Origin of the sequence: Halarchaeum acidiphilum MH1-52-1 (assembly GCF_000474235.1) — an archaeon.
GTDB lineage: Archaea > Halobacteriota > Halobacteria > Halobacteriales > Halobacteriaceae > Halarchaeum > Halarchaeum acidiphilum.
Genome location: NZ_BATA01000104.1, coordinates 1 through 4,618, shown reverse-complemented (window position 1 = coordinate 4,618; position 4,618 = coordinate 1). Strand labels below are relative to the sequence as shown.

Here is a 4,618-nt window from a genome sequence, read left to right as displayed (position 1 = left end):
GAATAGTGAGTGTGGCTCGAGACGAGAAGAGGGACGGCCAGAACACGAGATCCGATACGCTCATACGTCAACATATCCAATACTCTCCATGCACGATTTGACCGGCTTTCAGCGAGACCTCCTCTACGTCATCGCAGGCCTCAACGAACCCCACGGCCTCGCGATCAAGGACGAACTCGAGGAGTACTACGAGACGGAAGTCCATCACGGCCGCCTCTATCCGAACCTCGACACCCTCGTTGAGAAAGGCCTCGTCGAGAAAGGCAAAATCGACGAACGCACCAACTCCTACGCCCTCACGCGACGTGGCCGGCGCGAGATCGAAGCGCGTCGCGAGTGGGAGACCCAGTACGTCGAGCTGTAGGATGGCCTCAACTACGTCCAGAACCAGTCAGGAAAACTCCCCTACTGCATCGGTAGCTGACAACCTATAGGGGAATCTGGAAGTCTTTGCAGCGTCGACTGTTGGAGGCGGGCGCTATCTCGTGATTTTTGGAACTGTGACGAGAGATGTGAGTAGACACTTCTGGAGATTACTATAGTTTCGTCCATCAAAGCCGAGATAAATCAGCCGTTAGATACAGACGGGCTACCTAACGGATGATTCAAGATCACGAGCGTGAAACGAACATGGCTCTGAATCCGTGACCCGTTGGCGTGACGATCTGCCCGACGAGTGGGCCGACGTCGAGGATGATCCCGTCGACGCGCTACGGTAGCGCAATCTACTTGTCGGCGCGCAATCAGCTAGACCGCATGCAACGACGTACCTATCTCGCGGGCCTCGGGACTGTCGGCGCGACTGCACTCGCGGGCTGTGGCTCAGACGACGGCGACGACACGCAGAACGTCGCGAGCGGCGGGAGCGCGTCCGGTGGCTCTAGCGGTTCCGGCGACTCCGGCGGGTCTCAGTCCGAAACCATCGTTGACGACAACGACACCGTCACCGAGGACCACTACCGGACGTACACCTTCACGCTGAACCAAAAGGCACACCTCTCACTCGTCACGACCGTCCGCACCGGCCCCCACGTCGACTTTGTGTTCATGACCCAGGACGAACTTGAGCACTACGAGAACAACGAACGATTCCGGTATGACGAAGAACTGTCCGCGATGGACTCTGTGGGCGTCAACCGCTCTCCCGACACCCCGTATGCCACCGGTGACTACGCGCTCGTCGTCGACAACACCGACATGACCGGCGTCGAACCGCCGACAAACGGTAAAGACAACGCCGCGACTTACGACGTGAAATTCACCGCACAGGCGGACTAAGACGAAACTACCCGGCTATCAGTCTTACAGGCTGACTTAACGAATTCTGAGCCTCAATTCTGCGTGTCAGACTGGAGGCCGAAACCACATTTCCAGCTACTGTTAACCAACAGTAGGTGAGATGATGGCGTGAGTGTTGGTTAATGTTTGTTGGCGCCCGCGAGGGGCGGGGCGCACAGACCCACGTTCTGAACGATGGTTGAAGACTCACTCGACACACTCCTCGACGAAGCGGCGCACATCGCGACCGACTACCCAGCAGTCGCGACTGGCGTCGATGACTCGCTCCACGAATACCTGCGGTACGCCGTCCTCCGACTCCTCGAAGACGACACGAATCGTCTCTCACCGACGGTCGACGTGACCGTCGGGTATGGACGGGACAAGGCAATGGCGGAGAGTTGGCGCGCGACAGTCTCTTGGTGGGACGAGCTTCCCGTCCAGGAGGACTGGACGCGCTTCCGCGTCTTCTACCCCGACGACGTCGCGCAAGTCCCACGAGCAGTTAGCGACGTGATGAGTGCGCTCGGTGCGTGGCGCGTCTGGGCGGGCGACGCCCTCAACGTCGGTGCCTACGACCACCGTAGCCGTCGCGAAGTCCACTATTGCTGGCCACTCGGCCATCCCGTTGAAGACGAACTCGACGAGCGGCTTGACCAGGACACGACGCCCGTTGTGCCTGACGGTGGACAGATGGGTGACGTCCGAGCGCGGAAAGCCGTGACCGATCAAACACGACTGACCGGCCTCGAGGCGCGGACGCGGCGTGCACTCGACGAGTCGATGGACGTCTCGCTCCTCGCGAAGGGCGGTCGCTACGAGGTCCGCTCACAGTCCGGAAACGTCTACGACGTCGACATCGTCGCCACCACCTGTACCTGCCCCGACTGGCAGCAACGGGAACCCGATGGCGGCTGCAAGCACCTCCGGCGAGTCGACTACGAAATCAAGCACGGACGCATTCCCCGGCCAGATGGCCGATTACCAGAATAGATCGGATATAGGAATTGAACGAAGACGGTGAAAGGGAACTATACATAAACTCCCCTCCCCCCACTGTTTCATACCAGACATCGCAAGAAGGTGTTGGGGGCATGGAGATGAGACAAGTTTGCATATAAATAGAGGCGAGAGGACAAGGAGTAAGGGACAAAGGAAATAGAGAAATCCGTTCGAGAATAGCACTATAACGGCTCAAGAGCATGTTTTAGACTTCTATACTACTACTACACTACTTACCTATACAGTAAATAATATAATAAGGGGGCAGTCCTTCGGTTTCCGAATTCGAACAACCACTCCTAGCATACTGCAGACTGTGATACTCTTCTCTGCTAAGCATCGTTATCCCCTTGATATCCTCCATCGCATGTTCGCCCTCCCCCCCATCCCCACCCTTGTGGTCCGTTTGGTATGAAATAGTGGGGGGAGGGGGATTCAAATACAACCCCCACTACCTCCGACTTTGAGGAACGATTTGTTGTTCTTTCGCGGCCAGCATAGCAGCATGCTACCGGTTGACTCTTGGTATGAAATTCTGGGGTGGGTGTCTTTATAACTGCTCGTCTGGTATGAAGCGCACCCCTTTGGTATGAAACGGCGCTTGCCATATCTTTATGTGGCTGCTCTCTCAGGAGATATGTAACAGATGCCGTTTGAGAGGAAGGAGTCCCCCTTCGACAACGACGAAGCCCTCACGGAGGACTATATGCCCGACACCGTCCTCGGCCGGGACACAGAACTCGACGAGATTTCCGAGGTCCTCCAACAACTCATCGACAACGAAGCCCCCATCAATACGTTCATCTACGGCGTTAGCGGCACTGGTAAGACCGTCTCCGTAAAATACCAGCTGCAAGAACTGAAGAAAGGCGCACAGAACTACAATGACATCTCGATTACGTTCATCTACCAGAACTGCGAATCACTCTCTAGCTCTTATCAAGCGGCAATCTCGCTGACGAACCAACTCCTCAAAGACGACCAGTACGCTCACCTTCACGACCGCCTCGATATCGACTACGACACCCTCCCGAGCTCTGGACTCCCGAAAGACACTGTCTACTCCATCTTTTTCGACGCTCTCGATCATCTCACCTACGAGGACACAGACTATCGCGAACAGATCGCCGAGGCTCTCGACAATCTCGACCGACTTGAGAACCCACCAGACCTCCAGATCGGCGCTGATGAACTCATTTGGCTCAGCAAGCATCCGTTCGACGAAGTCGAGTCAGTACCGTCATACCTCTCCTTCCCACCCGGATTTGAGCTACTTGTCGACGCCGAAACGGACCTCTCAAACACCAGCTATTCTCGGTCTGAGGTTCTTCACGGGATTCCCGAGGATCCGAACGCCCTTCTCTCAGAGATTGAGGCGGAGTTCGATATCCGTTCGCCGGACGAAGTCACGAACTACGTCACAGTCGTCCTTGACGAGGTTGATCGAATCGGGGCACGCGATGAACTCCTCTACGAGATCCCCCGCGCACAGGCGAACAATCGTGTCTCGAATATTCGCCCGTCTGTCATCGGGATCAGTAACGATGTCGCGTACAAGGAGAGCATCCAGTCGAAGACGGACTCGTCACTCCGCCTCAAGGAAATCACCTTCCGGCGATACGACGCGACTCAACTCGGAGAAATCCTCCACCAGCGTGCCGAACTGGCGTTCAAGGACGGTACATATGAAGACGAGATCGTCCCTCTTGCCGCCGCACATGCACGACAACAGGGTGGTGATGCCCGCTTCGCGATCGACCTCCTTCACAAAGCTGGCGTGAAGGCGAAAAACGACGGTGACGACGTCGTTCGGAAGGACCACGTCAACAAGGCAAACGAGGAGAAAGAACGTGACCGCATCTACGAGGTGACGTCCGACCTTGATGCCCAGCAGAAAGTCACCCTCAGCGTCATCATGCTCCACGACCTCAGAGATGAGACGCCAATTAGCCGGGAGATGCTCTATCCGAAGTACAAGCAGCTCTCGGGTGAACTACTGGATAAGACGACGTCGAAGCGCCGAGTAGCGGACTACCTTAAGGAGATGTATCAACTTGGGCTGCTCAACCGCAAGGACAACTACGGCGGCCCTGGGAAGTCTGGATACGTCTACGAACTGGACACAGTTGACTACGAGATGATTCTCCGTGTCCTTGGTGAGACAGAACCGTCGGGGATGCCCGACGGCTCCGATCTCCTCTCGACGGAGCTTATTGACGAGTTTGAGTCATTCGCGGATCAGAATTCACAGATTCGCGATGCGACTCAGGCGCAATCGACCGTTGACCCCTGGAAGTGAGGCGTGGCACTATCTCTCATTTGGTATGAAATAGTGGGG

General features: G+C 56.2%; 4 protein-coding genes. All 4 read left to right on the top strand.

Going from position 1 to position 4,618, the window contains the following annotated elements; translation table 11 throughout:
* Positions 1-88 precede the first annotated feature (88 nt).
* The 4 genes from AOZ13_RS12865 (at position 89) to AOZ13_RS12850 (ending at position 4,579) form a co-directional block, all read left to right on the top strand.
* Complete coding sequence (locus tag AOZ13_RS12865; RefSeq protein ID WP_021780787.1) at positions 89-364, top strand: PadR family transcriptional regulator; 276 nt, start codon at positions 89-91, stop codon at positions 362-364.
* 392 nt (positions 365-756) lie between these two features.
* A complete protein-coding gene (locus tag AOZ13_RS12860; protein WP_021780786.1) occupies positions 757-1,278 on the top strand; it encodes a hypothetical protein in 522 nt (173 codons plus the stop codon).
* A gap of 195 nt (positions 1,279-1,473) precedes the next feature.
* The gene (locus tag AOZ13_RS12855) at positions 1,474-2,271 is read left to right on the top strand and encodes an SWIM zinc finger family protein (RefSeq protein WP_020222488.1); all 798 of its coding nucleotides are present in this window, start codon (positions 1,474-1,476) and stop codon (positions 2,269-2,271) included.
* A gap of 655 nt (positions 2,272-2,926) precedes the next feature.
* The gene (locus tag AOZ13_RS12850; protein WP_020222489.1) at positions 2,927-4,579 is read left to right on the top strand and encodes a Cdc6/Cdc18 family protein; all 1,653 of its coding nucleotides are present in this window, start codon (positions 2,927-2,929) and stop codon (positions 4,577-4,579) included.
* The last annotated feature ends 39 nt before the right edge of the window (positions 4,580-4,618 follow it).

Bases quoted from the DNA above. Each gene is read 5' to 3' on its own strand.
- AOZ13_RS12860 (WP_021780786.1), top strand. From the start codon at position 757: ATGCAACGACGTACCTATCTCGCGGGCCTCGGGACTGTCGGCGCGACT.
- AOZ13_RS12850 (WP_020222489.1), top strand. From the start codon at position 2,927: ATGCCGTTTGAGAGGAAGGAGTCCCCCTTCGACAACGACGAAGCCCTC.
- AOZ13_RS12855 (WP_020222488.1), top strand. From the start codon at position 1,474: ATGGTTGAAGACTCACTCGACACACTCCTCGACGAAGCGGCGCACATC.
- AOZ13_RS12865 (WP_021780787.1), top strand. From the start codon at position 89: ATGCACGATTTGACCGGCTTTCAGCGAGACCTCCTCTACGTCATCGCA.